Raw genomic sequence first — 15,316 nt, 5'->3', positions numbered from 1 at the left:
CGCGCGCACGCGCCCGCGTGGGCGCGCGCGAGGCTTGGCTTTGCCCCCCGCGACCGCTAGAGCAGTCGCATCACTGAAACACAGCCCGAAAGCACCAGAATTTGACCGACGAGACGCTCCTCGCCGACGCATCCGATATTTCCCCCATCTCGATCGTCGACGAGATGAAGTCGAGCTATCTCGACTATGCCATGTCGGTCATCGTCGCCCGCGCGCTGCCCGATGTGCGCGACGGGTTGAAGCCGGTTCACCGGCGCATCCTGTTCTCCGCGAGCGAAAGCGGGTTTACCTACAACAAGCCCTACCGCAAATCGGCGCGCATCGTCGGCGACGTGATCGGTAAATATCACCCGCACGGCGACAGCTCGATCTACGAAGCCTTGGCGCGCATGACCCAGGATTGGGCGATGCGCGTGCCGCTGATCGACGGCCAGGGCAATTTCGGTTCGATGGACCCCGATCCGCCCGCCGCGATGCGCTACACCGAAGCGCGACTGGCCAAGGTCGCGAACGAACTGCTGTCCGATCTCGACAAGGACACGGTCGATTTCGTCCCCAATTACGACGGCTCGGAAAACGAACCGTCTGTGCTGCCTGCGCGCTTCCCCAATTTGCTGGTCAACGGCGCAGGCGGCATCGCGGTGGGCATGGCGACCAATATCCCGCCGCACAATCTGGGCGAAGTGGTCAGCGCGTGCATCGCGACGATCGACCGTGCGACCGAAGGCGGCGATCCGCTGACCAGCGAAGAACTGGCCGAAATCGTCCCCGGTCCCGACTTTCCGACCGGCGCGATCATTCTGGGGCGCAGCGGCATCCGTTCGGCGCAGGAAACCGGGCGCGGCTCGGTGATCCTGCGCTCGCGCCATACGACCGAGCAGCGCGGCGACCGGCGTTCGATCGTGCTTACCGAAATCCCCTATCAGGTCGGCAAGAACGGGCTGGTCGAGAAGATCGCCGAGGCCGCCAAGGACAAGCGGATCGAGGGCGTCAGCGACATTCGCGACGAATCGAACCGCGAAGGCGTCCGCATCGTCATCGACCTGAAGCGCGATGCGACCCCCGACGTCGTGCTCAACCAATTGTGGCGGCATACGCCGGCGCAATCGAGCTTCGCATCCAACATGCTGGCGATACGCGGCGGTCGCCCGGAATTGATGAGCCTGCGCGAGATTCTCTCCGCGTTCATCACCTTCCGCGAAGAAGTCATTACCCGTCGCTCCAAATTCGAACTCGCCAAGGCGCGCGACCGGGCGCACATCTTGCTGGGGCTGGTGATCGCGGTCACCAATCTCGACGAAGTCGTCCGCATCATCCGCGGATCGTCGTCGCCCGTCGAGGCACGCGCCAAGCTGAGCGAGCGCGAATGGCCGATCGCCGAGATCGCGGCGTACATCAAGCTGGTCGAAGCGGTCGAAACCGAGATCGAGGGCGATACCTACAAACTGTCCGACGTTCAGGTCCGCGCGATCCTCGACCTGCGGCTCCACCGCCTGACCGCGCTGGGCCGCGACGAGATCGGCGACGAGCTGAAGGGGCTGGCCGATTCGATCGCCGAACTGCTCGAAATCCTCGGCAATCGCGCGCGGCTGTATGAAGTCATGCGCGAGGAACTGGTCGCGGTGCGCGACGAGTTCGCGACCCCGCGCAAGACCGAGATCGGCAACGCGATCGACGGGATAGAGGACGAGGACCTGATCGAGCGCGCGGACATGGTCGTCACCGTGACCCTGCAGGGTTATATCAAGCGCACCCCGCTCGACACGTTCCGCGCGCAGAAGCGCGGCGGCAAGGGTCGGGCAGGCATGACGACCAAGGACGAGGATGCGATCACATCGCTCTTCGTCACCTCCACCCACACGCCGGTGCTGTTCTTCTCCACCCACGGCAAGGTGTACCGGATGAAGGTGTGGCGCCTTCCCGAAGGCGGGCCGGCGACTCGCGGACGACCGATGATAAACCTGCTGCCGCTCGCGAATGGAGAGACGATTTCCACCGTCTTGCCGCTGCCCGAGGACGAGGCGAGCTGGGCCGACCTGCACGTCATGTTCGCGACCGCCAAGGGATCGGTGCGCCGCAACTCGATGGATGCGTTCGCCAACATCCGCAGCACCGGCAAGATCGCGATGAAGTTCGAGGAAGGATCGGACGATCGCCTGATCGGCGTGTCGTTGCTGACCGAGGCGGACGACGTGCTGCTCGCGACCCGCAACGGCCGCGCGATCCGCTTTGCCGCGACCGACGTGCGCGAGTTTCAGAGCCGCGATTCGACCGGCGTGCGTGGGGCAAGGCTGCTGGGCGATGACGAGGTGATCTCGTTGTCGGTGTTGACAGGCACGTCATTCGATACGGATGACCGCGAAAAATACCTGCGAGCCGCGCCCTGGAAGGAAGGCGATCGCGAACGCACTCTAGATGACGAGAAAATCGAAGCGATGGCAAAGGCGGAGGAGTTCATCCTGACCGTGACAGCCAACGGTTACGGCAAGCGGACATCCGCTTACGAATATCGCAAGACCAATCGCGGCGGTCAGGGGATCACCAACATCGTGACATCGGATCGCAACGGCCCCGTCGTCGCCAGCTTCCCCGCGCATAATGGCGAACAACTGATGCTGGTCACCGATCAGGCGAAGCTGATCCGCACAACGGTCGGCGACATCCGCATCGCCGGGCGCAATACCCAGGGCGTCACGATCTTCCGCGTCGCCGACAACGAGCATGTCGTATCGGCGGCCAAGATCGAGGAGACCGAGGAGGAGGCCGAGATCAATCTGGGCGACGGCGTCGAGGGCGGCGAACCGGCTCCCGATGGCGACACCGGCACCGATCTGGCGGCCGGGCCGGAGGACGGCGAATGAACCGCCCCGTCACCGCGTTCAAGGTGCTGACCGCCGACCAGATGGCGGCGCTGGAGGATGACGATTTCGAAGGCGCGCCGGTCGATATCGCCGACGGCTATATCCACCTGTCCACCGCCGAGCAGTTGACCGAAACGGTCGACAAGCATTTCGCCGGGCAGAGCGACTTGTGGGTTGCGGCGGTCGATCTGGAAGCGCTGGGCAACCGCGTGAAATGGGAAGAATCGCGCGGCGGCCAGCTGTTCCCGCACATCTATGGCGTGCTGCCATTGTGCGTGGTTACTGCCTATGGTGCCCTGAAACGCGACGAGGACGGCAACGTGCGGTTGCCGGTGGCGGGTTAGGCGATTCCTCTCCCGTTCGTTTCGAGCGAAGTCGAGAAACGCTCAAACAGCCCCAGCTCATATTTCTCGACCAGGCTCGAACGAATGGGATGCCGCTTGCGGCCCTACCCGACGATCGAACAGACGTTGACATCTCGCATTTCTGTTATTACAGAAATAACAAGTGATGCAGATCGCCAAACATCCCGACGCAAAAGCATTCATCCTCCACTGGGGTGAAATGGGCACCCAGTGGGGCGTCAACCGGTCGGTGTCGCAGGTTCATGCACTGCTCTATCTTTCCGATCGCCCGATCAACGCCGAGGATATTGCCGAAACGCTGACCCTCGCACGCTCGAATGTATCGACCGCACTTAAGGATCTTCAGGGTTACGGCATCGTCCGGAGGGTGCATGTCGAGGGCGATCGACGCGACCATTTCGTCGCGGAGAGCGACTTGTGGGAGATGTTCCTGCGGATTTCCGCTGAACGCAAACGTCGCGAGATCGACCCGACGATCGCCTTGCTGGGTGAACTGGCCGAACGGCTAAGGGCCGATGACAAGGCCCCCCCAGTGATCCGCGAACGTATAACCCGGATGCACGACTTCATCGGCACGCTCGCAACCTGGCATGACCAGGTGCGGGGGCTCCCCAAATCGACGCTGGTTTCGCTGATGAAGATGGGCGGCACGGTTGCCCGCTTTGTCGGGGGACGCTCCAAACCAAAGGACTGATTTGCAGGATGCCGCCCGTCACCCTGCCCGACTTCGCGCGTGCCACGGTTTCGGTAATTACAGAAACAACGGGATTAAGGGAGATGAAAAATGATCGAGATTTCCTACCTCCTCTATCTTGCGATCACCATCGGGATCACGATCTGGGTCGCCCGCACGCTTTCGAGCAATGGCGAAGTGTTTTTGACCCAGTGTTTCGGGCATAATCGCGAACTCGCCCGGTCGACCAATCATTTGCTCGTCGTCGGCTTCTATCTCGTCAATATCGGCTTCATCACACTGACGCTCAGCCTAGGCACCGAACCCAAGACGCTGGCGGACGCGATCCGCTTCTTGAGCGCAAAGGTCGGGTTGGCGGTGCTGGTGATCGGCGTCATGCACTTCTTCAACATGGGCGCGATTTCGCATTTCGGTCGCACGGTCGAACGCTGGTTCAACAACCGCCCGGAGACCGCGCACCCAACGCCTGACCTTCGCTGATCGAGAGGGGCATGTCATGTACGAAAAGGCACGAACCGGATCCGCCGTGGCGGCAGCGACCTTCGCTGCCGGTCCGGCCTTTCTGTTGAGCACGGGGCTGGCGACACTGGCGCAGACTGCCGGGACCACTCAGCGCTTCGATACGGAAATGCTGGTCTTGGGGGTAACCGTTGGCGTCATGGCGATTCTGGTCGGCGCAGTAGTGGCGATTATGCCCTGCTTGATTGGAGTTGTGCTCCTTTCGAGAATCGCGTCGTCGTTCGACGCGCTTCGGCTACCGGTGGTATGGGGATTGATCGGCGGGTTGTCGGGATATGCGATCGGATCGCTGTTCCTGGACATCGACGATGCGGTGCCGGGCGTGATGGCTATGACCGGGGCGTTGTGCGCGTTGGCGGCACGAACCTGCCTCCGCTGGGCATGATTGCTCACCCTCGCATCGGCTGAATGCCGACATAACGCCGCACCGCGAGCGTTTCGACGACGCCGTGCGCGATCAGCGCCTGGCCGGCGAAATAGAGCGGCCAGACGAACAGTCCGGGCAGCGCGCTCGTCTCCATCGGCCCCATGCGCGCGAAGATCAGCAGGTCGGATGCGACGAACATCGCGGCGCCCAGCCCGGTGCGATAGCGCGGAAAGCGGCTGGTCCAGGCCGCGCCCGCCATCGCGCCCAGGCCGAGGGCATAGAGCGCGATCGTCCATTCGCCGGTAATGAGCCAGGTGATGAGCGGCGTGCCGACCAGCAACGCGGCGCCCAGCAGGCTCTGGCTCGCGGTAGGTCGGCTGCGGCGATTGCCCAGATAGAGGATCGTGGCGACGAGATGCCCGGCGAGGAACGCGATGCCGCCGACGGTGAAGCCCGATGTCTCGAGCAACACATCGCCCAGCGCGCCCAGGGCCAGCACCAGCGCGATCACCCAGCCGTCGAAATTGCTCGCTCGTGTCGCGGCCCAGAGCGCAAGCAATCCGACGCCCGCGCCCTTCCACGCCACCATTGCCGGACCTTCCGGCCCGAGGCGATCCGCCACGAAATAGCTGATCCCGGCAATCAGCGCCGCCCACCAGATCGCCCGCATCGCATCCCCCGGTCTGTAATTCCCGCCCGTGCCCTGCTAGGCGCGACTCGGCCCCCTGCCCTTGGCCCAACCCACATCATTCGTTTCACTCGCGCAAGGTTCCCGAGATTTGAGCACGCCGTCCATGCCCCACGACATTCACATCATCGGCGGCGGCCTCGCCGGGTCGGAAGCCGCGTGGCAGCTTGCCCAGGCGGGATTGAAGGTTCGGCTGTCCGAAATGCGCGGCAGCGGCGAGATGACGCCCGCGCACCAGACCGACGGGTTGGCCGAACTGGTTTGCTCGAACAGCTTTCGGTCGGACGATGCCGAATCGAATGCGGTCGGGCTGCTCCATGCCGAAATGCGCGCGCTTGATTCGATCATCATGGCTGAGGGTGACGTGCACAAGGTGCCCGCAGGGTCCGCGCTTGCGGTGGACCGCGACGGCTTTTCCGAAGGCGTGACGGCGCAACTCGCCGCGCACCCGAACATCGAGATCGTTCGCGAGCGCATCGACGCGTTGCCCAGCGAAGGGCTGACCATCGTCGCCACCGGCCCACTGACTGCCGCCTCGCTGGCAGGCAGTATCGCAGGCGCAACCGGCAGCGATCATCTCGCCTTTTTCGACGCGATCGCGCCGATCGTCCACCGCGACAGCGTGGATTTCGACGTGGCGTGGTTCCAGTCGCGCTGGGATAAGGGTGAGGGCAAGGATTACATCAATTGCCCGATGGACCGCGACCAGTACGCCGCTTTTCATCAGGCGCTGATCGACGGCGAAAAGACCGAGTTTCGCGACTGGGAAAAGGACACGCCCTATTTCGAAGGCTGCATGCCGATCGAGGTGATGGCGGAACGCGGGTTCGATACGCTGCGGTTCGGGCCGATGAAGCCGGTCGGGCTCGACGATCCGCGCACCGGGCGTTGGCCGCATGCGGTGGTGCAGCTGCGTCAGGACAACAGGGACGGGACGCTGTGGAACATGGTCGGGTTCCAGACCAAGCTGAAATATGCCGAGCAGGTCCGCATTTTCCGCACCATTCCAGGGCTTGAGAATGCAGAGTTCGCGCGGCTGGGGGGCTTGCATCGCAACACCTTCATTCAGTCGCCGATCTTGCTCGACCGTCAGCTGCGGCTGAAATCCGCGCCGCACATCCGGTTCGCGGGCCAGATCACGGGATGCGAGGGCTATGTCGAAAGCGCCGCGATCGGGTTGCTTGCCGGTCGGTTTGCCGCGGCTGAGTTGCAGGGGCGGGCAATGGTGCCGCCACCCCGCGAAACCGCGCTCGGCGCGTTGCTGTCGCACATCACCGGTGAGGCGGAGGCCGAGACCTATCAGCCGATGAACGTCAATTTCGGGCTGTTCCCGCCAATTCCGGGCAAGACGAAGAAAGCGGATCGCAAGAAGATGTACACCGGGCGCGCGCGAGAAGCGCTGGCGGGGTGGATGGCGGGTTAGGCCCACAACCACCGTCACCCCGGCCGCAGTGCCGGGGTCCACCGGACGGCGCGCGGACCTTCAAAGCATCAGCGGCGCGCAAGCGGCTTAGTGGACCCCAGCACCGCGGCCGGGGTGACGATATGGGTGCGTTTACGCCGCCTGTTCCCAGCCACCGGTTTCAAGCTGCTTCCAATAGCGCCGCTCGACGCCCTCGCGTTCGGCAAGCGCTTTCCACGCTGCGCGTGCCTCGCCGATCGCGCCTTCGTCGAAAAAATGGAAGGCGCGGTCGAATGTCAGCGCTTCTTCGCGCCATTCGCCGTCCGCCAGCGCGACATGACGGGCGGCGTTGGTCGGCTCGATGCTCGTGGAAATGAGGACGGGCTGCCCGTCATCCTCCCCTGCCCCGGCGACCGCGTGCGGCAGGAAGCTGTCCGGCGCATAGGTCCACAGCATTTTATCGATCGCCGTCGCCTGCGCGTCGTCGCGCACCACGACCAGCAGGCGCCCGCCATCCCCTACGATCCGCTCGGCGATGCGGGGAAGCACGCGGTCGAGCGGGGAGCGCGTCAGGTGATAGAAATCGACCTGCACGGTCCCCGCCCTTCCCGCTCAGCCTTCGTGATTGTCGGCGACGAACCGGTCGAGCACGCGGACGCCGAAGCCGGTCGCGCCCTTGTCGAAGGTCGCACCCGGCTTGTCCGCCCACACCATCCCGGCAATGTCGAGATGCGCCCAGCGGACGCCTTCGTCGATGAAGCGTTGCAGGAATTGCGCCGCGGTGATCGAACCGGCGCCGCGAGGGCCGACATTCTTCATGTCGGCGATCGGCGAGTCGATCAGCTTGTTGTAATTGTCCGACAGCGGGAAGCGCCACAGCGCGTCGCCGCTCGCCTTGCCCGCCGCGAGCAACTGATCCGCGAGGCTGTCATCGTTCGAAAACAGGCCGCCATGCTCGTTGCCGAGCGCAATGATCATCGCGCCGGTCAGCGTCGCCAGATCGACGATCGTCTTGGGCGAATAATTGCGCTGCACCCAGGTCAGCGCGTCGCACAGCACCAGTCGGCCCTCGGCATCGGTGTTCAGGATCTCGATCGTCTGGCCCGACATCGACGTCACGACGTCACCGGGGCGCTGCGCCTTGCCGTCGGGCATGTTCTCGACAAGGCCGCACACGCCGACGACATTCGCCTTCGCCTTGCGCAGCGCCAATGCCTTCATCGCACCGGCGACCGCGCCCGCGCCGCCCATGTCCCATTTCATGTCTTCCATGCCGGGTCCGGGTTTCAGCGAAATGCCGCCGGTGTCGAACGTCACGCCCTTGCCGACGAACGCCAGATCGTAGTCGCCCGACCCTTTCCCCTGCCAGCGCATGACCAACAGCCGCGCCTCGCGTTCGGAACCGAGCGACACGCCGACCAGCGAATGCATCCCCAGTTCGGCCATTTCGGCCTCGGTCAGCACGTCGATCTCGACGCCGGTGCCCGCCAGTTCGGCGCGCGCGCGTTCGACGAAGCTTTCGGGGTAGATGATGTTCGCAGGCTCGGCGACCAGGGTGCGGGTGAACTCCAGCCCCTGAACCAGCGCGTCGGCCTTCGCCCAGGCGTCGTCAACGCCATCCGGCGCGCCGACGATGGTGACCGTCTCGAGGCTGGGTTTCTGCTTGTCGGTCAGCTTGGTGCGATAGACGTCGTGCCGCCAGCCGCGCTGTTTGGCCGCGCTGGCAAAGCGCGCGACCTCGGTCGGCGACGGCGTAGCGTCGAGACCGGAGAAATCGACCGCGATCTCGCGCACGCCCGACATCAGGAACCGCGCGGTCAGCGCACCGCCTGCGCGTTCGTAATCGATTTCGCTCCCCGCGCCGATCCCGACCAGCAGAATGCGGCCGACGCCGTTGCCGCGCTTGGCGAAAATCTCGACGATCGCGCCGGTTTCACCGTCGAAACGCCCGGCTTCGGCTGCGCCCTTCACCAGTTCGGCGTCGCCGCCGAAGCGCGCCGTATCGAGCGATCCCATGCCGTCCTTGGCGACCGGAATCGCCAGCACGGGGGCATGGTCGGGAACGCTGGCGGCAAACTGGATTTTCATCGGGCGTTGAGTCCTTCGTGGTAATGGAACGAGCCATATGGGCATTCCTTCCGCTTAGACGAGTGGGCAGCCCAGCGCAAAAGGGGTTTGGGCAATTGCGGAACAGGCGGTTGAGTGCGATAGGGCGCGACTGCCCGCGTGCAGCCATCGGCCTGGAGTCACTCGCCCTGTGAAGCGTAATTTCCTGCTTTCGAGTGTCCTGCCGGTCAGTGCTGCCCTGTGGTGCGCGCCCGCTTTCGCGCAGGATTTGCAGGATCGGCCCATCGATCCCCCTGCCCCGACCGCCGCCACCCAGACGCTGGGCGAGGACGAGATCGAATTTTCGGCCGGGGTGCTGGAATATGACAGCAACAGCGAAGTCGTTACCGCGACCGGCGACGTTCGTCTGTTTCGGCGCGGCGAACGTCTGCGCGCCGACCGGGTCATCTGGAACCGCGAGACCGGACAGGTGGTGGCGGAGGGCGACATCGCCGTCACCAATCCGCAGGGCGACGTTGCCTATGGCGACCGCATCGAGTTGACCGATTCGCTGCGTGACGGCGTGGTCGACAACATGCTGGTGGTGCTGGAAGAAGGCGGACGCCTGGCCGCACGGCGCGGCGAGCGGGTCGAAGGCGGGGTTATCAACGTCGAGGATGCGGCCTATACCCCATGCGCGGTGACCACCCCCGAGGGCTGTCCCAAGGAGCCGACCTTCAAGATCGAAGCGGTGCGCGTCGTCTATGACCCCAATCGCGAACGGGTGAGCTATTCGGGCGCGCGGTTCACCTTGTTCGGCCTGTCGATCCCGCTGCCCAGCTTTTCGCACACCATCGGCGATGCCAGCCAGAGCGGTCTCCTCGCGCCGTCGCTGCGGCTCGACCGGGTCAATGGGCTTGAGGTTGCCGTCCCCTATTTCTGGTCGTTCGGCCCCGATCGCGACCTGACGCTAACGCCGCACGTCTTCACCAACGCGCTGCCGATGCTGAAGGGCGAATATCGCGAACTGAACGAACTCGGCGCGTTTCGGGTCACCGGATACGGCACCTATAGCCGCCGCGCCGACGATTTCCTGATCGTGCCGCCCGACGCCGATACCGAAAACGCCTTTCGCGGCTTTGTCGACGCTACGGGCCGCTATCAGTTCGATCCGAACTGGAGCGCGAGTGCATCAATCCGGCTGTCGACCGACCAGACGTTCCTGCGCCGTTACGACATTTCCCGCGAGGACCGGTTGCGGAACAACGTGAAGGTCGAACGCGTCGGCCCCGACAGCTATTTCGCGATCCAGGGCTGGGCGGTGCAGACGCTGCGCATCGGCGAAAATTCGAACCTTCAACCGATCGCGCTGCCCGAAATCGATTACCGTCGGCGGCTGGACGGCGGGATCGACGGCGCCCGCGTCATGCTGCAACTCAATACGCTGGCGCTGACCCGGATTGAGGGACAGGATACCCAGCGCGCCTTTGCCTCGGCGCAATGGGATTGGCGACGCATCTCAACGATGGGTCAGGAAGTCACGCTGACCGGCTATGCCCGCGGCGACCTCTACAACACCAACGACACGTTATCGACGGTCGTGCCGTCTTATCGCGGCGACGAAGGCTTTTCCGCGCGTGCGATCGGCGCGGTCGCGCTCGACGTAAAATGGCCGTTCATCGGCGAGTTTCTGGGTGGCACCCAGCGGCTGACCCCGCGCGTTCAGATCGTCGCTTCGCCCAAGCTCGCCAATCTGAACGTCCCGAACGAAGACGCGCGCGCGGTCGATCTGGAGGATTCGAACCTCTTCGCCCTCAACCGCTTCCCCGGTTACGACCGGTTCGAGGACTCGCCGCGCGTGACCTATGGCGCCGACTGGGCACTCGACCTGCCAGGCCTGTCGGTCAACGCGACCATCGGCCAGAGCTATCGCCTGTCGACGCGCGAGACGTTGCTGCCCAGCGGCACCGGCCTCGACGATCGCTGGTCCGATTTCGTCGGACGGACCGAGGTGCGCTGGCGCGAATTCGTCAGCTTCACCCATCGATACCGCCTCGACAAGGACGGGCTGGCGATCCGCCGCAACGAAATCGACGCGACGGTCGGGACCAGGCGGACCTATGCCAGCGTCGGCTATCTCCGCCTGAACCGCGATATCGATACGCTGTTCGAGGATTTGCAGGACCGCGAAGAGGTCCGCGTCGGCGGCCGGGTTCAGGTCGCGCGCTACTGGTCGGTATTCGGATCGGCGATCGTCGACCTGACCGATCGCAACGAAGATCCGCGGTCGCTGTCCGACGGGTTCGACCCGATCCGCCACCGTCTGGGGGTCGCCTATGACGACGACTGCCTGACCCTTGGCCTGACGTGGAAGCGCGACTATGAGGATACCGGCGACGCGCGGCGGGGCAACTCGTTCCTGCTGACGCTGGCGTTCAAGAATTTGGGACGCTAAGCCTGCGTTCAGGCAAACAGAGCGATTAGGGCAAGCGCCGGTCCTCCCACCGGGGCGTGAAGAGGTTTTTCGATCCAAGCATGAGCAAGCATCGTTTTTCGGCGCGCTTCGGCGCCCTGTTGGTCACGGCATCGATCTTTACGGCGGGCGCGCTGGCGGCGCAGACCGTTCCCGATCAGGGTGTGCCCGACACCGGATTGAACCTGCCTGACAATCTCCAGATTTTCGGCAAGTCCGACCCGAATATCCGCAAGCCGACGGCCATCGTCAACGAAACCGTGATTACGGGCACCGATGTCGATCACCGGTTGGCGCTGATCGCGGCGCTGCGAGGCTTGCGCGTTCCGCCCGAGCAGATGGACCAGTTCCGGCTTCAGGTCCTGCGCCAGCTGATCGACGAAACGCTCCAGATTCAGGAAGCGGGCAACAACAAGATCGAAATCACGCCGCAGGAATTGTCGCAAAGCTATCGTCGCGTCGCGCAGAACATGCAGATGACGCCCGAACAGCTGACGCAGATGCTGGAGAGCGCGGGTGCCTCGGAAGCATCGATGCGGCGCCAAATTCAGGGCGAACTGGCATGGGGCCGCCTGCTCCAGCGTCGGGTCGAGCCGATGATCAATGTGTCCGAGGCAGAGGTCCAGTCGGTGATTCAGCGGCTGGAGGCATCAAAGGGCACCGAGGAATACGAGCTTCGCGAAATCTATCTGTCGGCCAATCCCGCGAACGCCGCGCAAGTCTCGCAAAGGGCGAGCGCGATGATCGATGCGATGCGCCAGGGACAGAGCTTCGAAGCGCTCGCCTTTACCAATTCCGAGGCCACCACCCGCGCCAATGGCGGCGAACTGGGCTGGGTCCGCGCAGCGATGCTGCCCGAACCGCTGGCACGCGCGCTGCCGACGATGCAGGTCGGTCAGGTCGCCGGGCCGATCGAGGTGCCGGGGGGCTATTCGATCCTGTATCTGACCGACAAGCGCCAGGTGCTGATGGCCGATCCGCGCGACGCGGTACTGGCGCTGCGCCAGCTGACGCTCAATTTTCCCACCGGGACAACGCAGGCGCAGGCCAGCGCCACCGTGGCGAGGTTTGCGCAGGTCGCGCAGGGCATCAACGGATGCGGCGGCGTTCAGGCAGCGGCCCAGCAATTGGGCGCCGATGTCGTCGACAACGACGCCGTCCGCGTCCGCGACCTGCCGCCGCAGCTTCAGGAAATCATCGTCGGGCTTCAGGTCGGTCAGGCAACCCCACCGTTCGGATCGGTCGAATCCGGGGTGCGGACGCTGGTGCTGTGCGGTCGCGACGATACGCGTTCGGCCGCCGTACCGTCGGCTGAACGCATTCAGCAGGGGTTGGAGCAGGATCGCGTGAATCTGCGCGCCCAGCGCATGCTGCGCGATTTGCGCCGCGACGCCGTCGTCGAATATCGCTGAGGCCGAAAGGAGCGGCATGTCGAACGCTCCCATCGTCGTATCGATGGGCGATCCGGCCGGAATCGGGCCGGAAATCATCGCCAAAGCTTGGGCAGCGCGCAAGAATGCGGCGCTGCCCGGCTTTTTTGCGGTGGGTGACGTCGATGCGATCGGCGCACTCGGCATCTGTCCGGTCCAGGCGATTTCCGACCCGCAGGAAGCAGGCGCGGTGTTCGCCAAGGCACTGCCGGTGCTGGGGCTGTCCGATGGCGGCGCCTCGCTGCCTGGCGCCCCCTGCGTGCCCGGCGCGCGCTGTGCGTTGCTGGCGCTTGAAATCGGCGTCGGGCTTGCACGATCGGGTGCAGCTTCCGCGCTGGTGACGGGGCCGGTTTCGAAAGCCCGGCTTTATGCCATCGGCTTCACCCATGCCGGCCAGACCGAATTCGTGGCCGAGCGATGCGGGGTATCGCCGGACAATGCGGTGATGATGCTCGCCGGGCCGAGTCTGCGGGTGGTGCCGATCACGACGCACATCCCGCTCGCCAGCGTCAGCGAATCATTGTCGGTCGAATTGCTCGTCGCGCGCGGCATTGCGACCGCACGCGGATTGCGTCGGAATTTCGGGATCGAAGATCCGCGGCTCGCCTTTGCCGGGTTCAATCCGCATGCGGGCGAGGAAGGCGCGATCGGGCGCGAGGACATCGACATCATCGCCCCCGCCATCGAGCAATTGAAGCGCGAGGGCATTTCGGCATCCGGCCCCTTAGCCGCCGACACGATGTTCCACGCCCGCGCCCGCGCGACCTATGATGCGGCTTTGTGCTGCTATCACGATCAGGCGCTGATCCCGCTGAAAACGCTGCATTTCGACGAAGGCGTCAACATCACCCTCGGCCTGCCGATCGTCCGCACGTCGCCCGATCACGGCACCGCGTTCGACATCGCAGGCAAGGGGATCGCCGAGCCCGGCGCGATGATCGCCGCGATCCGCATGGCCGGCGAAGCGGCGACGCGCCGCGCCAAGATCGTCGCGACGGCCAAATGACCGCCACCCTGCCGCCGCTGCGCGAGGTGATCCGCGCGCACGGCCTGATCGCCAGCAAGGCGCTGGGCCAGAATTTCCTGTTCGACCAGCAATTGCTCGCTCGGATCGCGGCGATTCCGGGCGACCTGAACGGGGCGGAGGTGCTGGAGATCGGCCCCGGTCCGGGCGGGCTGACGCGCGCACTGCTGGCCGCGGGCGCAACCGTCACCGCGATCGAGCGCGACCGACGGTGCATCCCGGCGCTCGCCGAACTGGCCGATGCCTATCCCGGCAAGCTGCGCATCATCGAGGGCGATGCGCTGACGATCGATGCGCCGTCGCTGTTTACGGGCAAGCCGCACGTCGTCGCCAACCTCCCCTATAATGTCGGCACGGCGCTGTTCGTCGGCTGGCTGTCGGCAGACTGGCTGCCGTGGTGGAAGAGCCTGACCCTCATGTTCCAGCGCGAGGTCGCCGACCGCATCGTCGCGGATGCGGGGGACGATGCTTACGGCCGACTGGCCGTGCTGGCGCAGTGGCGTTCGACCGCGCGCATCGCGATGCCCGTTCATCGATCCGCCTTCACCCCGCCGCCCAAGGTCATGTCGGCGGTGGTGCATGTGCTCCCCGGCGAGGCGCCGGAGGGCGTCCGGTTCGACCGGCTGGAGGCGGTGACTGCGGCGTCATTCGGTCAGCGGCGCAAGATGATGCGCCAGAGCCTGAAATCAGTGCCGGGTGCGCTCGCGGCGCTCGATGCGTTGGGCATCGATCCCACCCGCCGCGCCGAAACGGTCAGCGTGGCGGAGTTTGTCGAGATCGCGCGAAAGCTTTCCTGAGTCACCCCGCCACCGTTCGTTTCGAACGAAGTCGAGAAACGGCCGCGGACACTTGGATCACGTTTCTCGACTGCGCTCGAAACGAACGGAGCGAGGAGAATAAACCGCGATCAGTTCTTTTCCTCGGGCGGCGGCGCGTCCGGGATGCGGGTTACCGGCGCGGTCGCCGATGCCGTCGCGGTGGGCGCGGCAGTCGGTCCCTTGGCGATGGCAGCCGACAACTGGGTGACTTCGGCACAGCCCGTCGTGCACAGCTTCTGCAACTGGGCAAGGTTGGTCTTGGCCCGGTCCACTGCACCACGCGCGACCAGTGCCTCGCCCTGCCCCTTCAGCGCCTGCAAATCGTTGGGCTCCAGCTTCAGCGCCTCGCGATACATGCGGATCGCCTTGCCCGGCAACTCGCGCGCCTGCGCGATGTTGCCCAATTCGACATAGGCCTCGCGGTTGCGCGGATCGGCGACGAGCGCGGATTCTAGCGCGTCAGTCGCGGCTTCCAGATTGCCCGCGGCCTTCGCCTCGATCCCCGCCGCCAGGAGCGCGGTCGATCGCGCATCGATCTGGTCGTCGGCGCGCTGGCCATGCAGCGCGGTCGAAAAGCTGACCAGAACGAGGGCGGCGGCTGCGGAAACGAGGGTGATACGCATAATCTG

14 protein-coding genes are annotated in these 15,316 nt (G+C 64.9%); 10 read left to right on the top strand and 4 right to left on the bottom strand.

Going from position 1 to position 15,316, the window contains the following annotated elements; all coding sequences use genetic code 11:
* Positions 1-101: 101 nt before the first annotated feature.
* The 5 genes from gyrA to ACX0GZ_RS00505 all read left to right on the top strand — a co-directional run bounded on the left by gyrA (position 102) and on the right by ACX0GZ_RS00505 (position 4,824).
* The gene (gyrA, locus tag ACX0GZ_RS00525; protein WP_458812116.1) at positions 102-2,861 is read left to right on the top strand and encodes a DNA gyrase subunit A; all 2,760 of its coding nucleotides are present in this window, start codon (positions 102-104) and stop codon (positions 2,859-2,861) included.
* Positions 2,858-3,205 (top strand): DUF952 domain-containing protein, encoded by a 348-nt coding sequence (locus ACX0GZ_RS00520; protein ID WP_458812114.1) that lies wholly within the window; start codon positions 2,858-2,860, stop codon positions 3,203-3,205. Before gyrA ends, ACX0GZ_RS00520 begins: the two co-directional genes overlap by 4 nt.
* 166 nt (positions 3,206-3,371) lie before the next feature.
* On the top strand, positions 3,372-3,920 hold the full coding sequence (locus ACX0GZ_RS00515; RefSeq protein ID WP_458813262.1) for a GbsR/MarR family transcriptional regulator: 549 nt from the start codon (positions 3,372-3,374) through the stop codon (positions 3,918-3,920).
* Between the two features lie 90 nt (positions 3,921-4,010).
* On the top strand, positions 4,011-4,400 hold the full coding sequence (locus ACX0GZ_RS00510) for a hypothetical protein (RefSeq protein ID WP_458812111.1): 390 nt from the start codon (positions 4,011-4,013) through the stop codon (positions 4,398-4,400).
* A gap of 16 nt (positions 4,401-4,416) precedes the next feature.
* Entirely contained in the window at positions 4,417-4,824 is a 408-nt protein-coding gene (locus tag ACX0GZ_RS00505; RefSeq protein ID WP_458812108.1) for a hypothetical protein, read from the top strand.
* Between the two features lie 4 nt (positions 4,825-4,828).
* Here the strand turns inward: ACX0GZ_RS00505 and ACX0GZ_RS00500 are convergent, their stop codons facing one another.
* Positions 4,829-5,476 carry a lysoplasmalogenase family protein gene (locus ACX0GZ_RS00500; protein WP_458812105.1) on the bottom strand — a complete coding sequence of 216 codons (648 nt, stop codon included), beginning with the start codon at positions 5,474-5,476 and terminating at the stop codon, positions 4,829-4,831.
* A gap of 124 nt (positions 5,477-5,600) precedes the next feature.
* On the opposite strand from ACX0GZ_RS00500, the gene trmFO reads away from it, so the two are divergent.
* Positions 5,601-6,917 (top strand): methylenetetrahydrofolate--tRNA-(uracil(54)-C(5))-methyltransferase (FADH(2)-oxidizing) TrmFO, encoded by a 1,317-nt coding sequence (trmFO, locus tag ACX0GZ_RS00495; RefSeq protein ID WP_458812102.1) that lies wholly within the window; start codon positions 5,601-5,603, stop codon positions 6,915-6,917.
* A 132-nt stretch (positions 6,918-7,049) separates the two neighbouring features.
* On the opposite strand, the gene ACX0GZ_RS00490 is transcribed toward trmFO, so the two are convergent.
* Positions 7,050-7,490, bottom strand: a complete 441-nt coding sequence (locus ACX0GZ_RS00490; RefSeq protein ID WP_458812099.1) for a DNA polymerase III subunit chi — start codon at positions 7,488-7,490, stop codon at positions 7,050-7,052.
* Between the two features lie 18 nt (positions 7,491-7,508).
* The gene (locus ACX0GZ_RS00485; RefSeq protein ID WP_458812096.1) at positions 7,509-8,984 is read right to left on the bottom strand and encodes a leucyl aminopeptidase; all 1,476 of its coding nucleotides are present in this window, start codon (positions 8,982-8,984) and stop codon (positions 7,509-7,511) included.
* 169 nt (positions 8,985-9,153) lie between these two features.
* On the opposite strand from ACX0GZ_RS00485, the gene ACX0GZ_RS00480 reads away from it, so the two are divergent.
* The 4 genes from ACX0GZ_RS00480 to rsmA all read left to right on the top strand — a co-directional run bounded on the left by ACX0GZ_RS00480 (position 9,154) and on the right by rsmA (position 14,666).
* Positions 9,154-11,397, top strand: a complete 2,244-nt coding sequence (locus ACX0GZ_RS00480; RefSeq protein WP_458812093.1) for an LPS-assembly protein LptD — start codon at positions 9,154-9,156, stop codon at positions 11,395-11,397.
* An 80-nt stretch (positions 11,398-11,477) separates the two neighbouring features.
* A complete protein-coding gene (locus ACX0GZ_RS00475; RefSeq protein ID WP_458812090.1) occupies positions 11,478-12,827 on the top strand; it encodes a peptidylprolyl isomerase in 1,350 nt (449 codons plus the stop codon).
* A 16-nt stretch (positions 12,828-12,843) separates the two neighbouring features.
* Entirely contained in the window at positions 12,844-13,851 is a 1,008-nt protein-coding gene (pdxA, locus tag ACX0GZ_RS00470) for a 4-hydroxythreonine-4-phosphate dehydrogenase PdxA (RefSeq protein ID WP_458812087.1), read from the top strand.
* Positions 13,848-14,666 (top strand): 16S rRNA (adenine(1518)-N(6)/adenine(1519)-N(6))-dimethyltransferase RsmA, encoded by an 819-nt coding sequence (gene rsmA, locus ACX0GZ_RS00465; protein WP_458812084.1) that lies wholly within the window; start codon positions 13,848-13,850, stop codon positions 14,664-14,666. The genes pdxA and rsmA overlap by 4 nt, the downstream gene beginning before the upstream one ends.
* Before the next feature lie 110 nt (positions 14,667-14,776).
* Here rsmA and ACX0GZ_RS00460 read toward each other — a convergent pair whose 3' ends face one another.
* Positions 14,777-15,310 carry a tetratricopeptide repeat protein gene (locus ACX0GZ_RS00460; protein ID WP_458812081.1) on the bottom strand — a complete coding sequence of 178 codons (534 nt, stop codon included), beginning with the start codon at positions 15,308-15,310 and terminating at the stop codon, positions 14,777-14,779.
* Positions 15,311-15,316 lie beyond the last annotated feature (6 nt).

This window comes from Sphingomonas aestuarii, from assembly GCF_054457155.1.
This window is presented reverse-complemented; position numbering and strand designations above follow the sequence as displayed.